The 2,098-nt window shown below is 74.2% G+C and carries 1 protein-coding gene; it reads left to right on the top strand.

Annotated elements, in window-relative coordinates; translation table 11 throughout:
• The coding region (locus AC5LSR_RS00350) for a mycofactocin system FadH/OYE family oxidoreductase 2 (protein WP_493468051.1) at positions 1 to 2,070 on the top strand (2,070 nt) is incomplete at its 5' end.
• Between the last annotated feature and the right edge of the window lie 28 nt (positions 2,071 to 2,098).

Below are 2,098 nucleotides of genomic sequence, written 5' to 3'. Positions count from 1 at the left end.
AGCCACGGGCCTGGTGGCCACGCGTCCGGCGGCCGCGCGGCCGCGCGGACCGGTGGCCACGCCCAGCCGGCAGCCCGTACCCAGGAAGGCGACATGAGTGCCACCAGCCGTTACCGGTACCTGTTCAGCCCGTTACGCATCGGGCCGCTCACCGTCGACAACCGGGTGGTCTTCTCGGCGCACCTGACCAACTACGCGCGGGACGGCCTGCCCTCCGACCAGCACGTGGCCTACTACGCGGCCCGGGCGGCGGGCGGCGCAGGGATGATCATCACCGAGGAGCACTCGACGCATCCCACGGACTGGCCGTACGAGAAGCTCATCCACGGGTTCAACCCGCAGGTGATCCCCGGCTACCGGCGGATCACCGACGCGGTGCACGCGCACGGCGTGCCGATCCTCGCCCAGATCAACCACAACGGCGGCCAGGCGTCGTCGATGTACTCGCGGCTGCCGGTGTGGGCGCCCAGCCCGGTGCCCGACCCGCTGTTCCGCGAGGTGCCCAAGGCCGTCGAGCTTCACGAGATCCGGGAAGTGGTCGACGGCTACGGGCTGGTCGCCGAGCATTGCGTCGCCGGCGGGTTCGACGGTGTCGAGCTGCAGTGCTCGCACTCGTCCATCGTGCGCGGCTTCCTCTCCCCGGCGACCAACCGGCGCACCGACGCCTACGGCGGGGAGCTGGCGAACCGGGCCCGCCTGCTGCTGGAGATCGTCGACGTGGTCCGGGCGGCCCTCGGCCCGCGGCGCGCCCTCGGCGTGCGGATCTGCGGCGACGAGCTGATCGAGGGCGGGACGACGATCGAGGAGGCCGTCGCCGTGGCCCGGCTGGTGGAGGCCACCGGCAAGGTCGACTACATCAACACCTCGATCGGGGTCGCCACCGCGACCCTCTACATGATCGAGGCGAGCATGCAGGTGCCGCCGGGCTATGCGATGTTCATCCCGAGCGCGATCCGACAGGCGGTGAGCCTGCCCGTCGTCGGCGTCGGCCGGTTCAAGGACCCGCTGCAGGCCGACCGGGCGCTGGCCGCAGGGCACGCCGACCTCATCGGGGTGGTGCGCGGCCAGATCGCCGACCCGGACTTCGTGGCCAAGGCGCGGGCCGGGCACGCCACCGAGATCCGCACCTGCCTGTCCTGCAACCAGGAGTGCGTGGGACGGATGGGGCTCAACCGCTGGCTGGGCTGCATCGAGAACCCGCGCACCGGCCGGGAGTCGGTGCCGCTGCCGGCGCCGCGCCGGCGCGGGCGGCGGGTCCACGTCGTCGGCGGCGGCCCCGGCGGCATGCAGGCCGCCGTCACCGCCGCCCAGCGCGGGCACCAGGTCACCCTGTTCGAGCGGTCGTCGCGGCTGGGCGGCCAGGTGCCGGTGGCGGCGGCCGTGCCGAGCCGGGCGGAGTTCCTCGACATCGCGCGCAACCTGATCGCGCACGTGCGGCGGATCGGTGTCGACGTGCGGACCTCCGTCGAGGTGGACGCGGACTTCCTGCGCGCGCAGGCCCCGGACGCGGTGGTGCTGGCCACCGGCGCCCGGCCGAACCCCCCGTGGTGGGCGGCCGGGCACCCCCGGGTCGTGGACGTGCGCGACGTGCTGGAGGGGCGGGCGGAGCCGAGCGGCACCGTCGTGGTCGTGGACGAGCTGGGGTTCCACCAGGCCACCTCCGTCGCGGAGCTGCTGGCCGACCGGGGCTGCCGGGTCGAGGTCGTCACCAACGGCATGGTCGTCGGCCAGGACCTCGGGGTGACGCTGGACCTGGAGACCTGGAACGTCCGGGCGGCGGCCAGGGGCATCGTCCAGAGCACCGACCTGGTGCCGATGGGGGTGACACCCGGCGCGGACGGCGGTGTGCTGCTCGCCCTCCAGCACCATCCCACCGGCACCGACACCCGGCGCGCCGTGGACTGGGTGGTCTGCGCCGTCCAGCAACGGGCGGAGGACACCCTCTGGCGCGGCCTGCGCGCGGACCTGCCGGCGCTGCCGTTCTCCGTCCACCGGGTCGGTGACTGCCTCGCCCCCCGCCGCGCGCACGCCGCGGTCGTCGAAGGCCAACGTGTGGCGGTGTCCCTGTGAGCGCAGACGGCCGCGGAGGGAGTGGCCG

It is taken from the genome of Protofrankia sp. CiP1_Cm_nod4, from assembly GCF_982290645.1.
The sequence above is the reverse complement of the archived record's forward strand: the minus strand, read 5'-3'. Positions and strand labels throughout refer to the sequence as shown.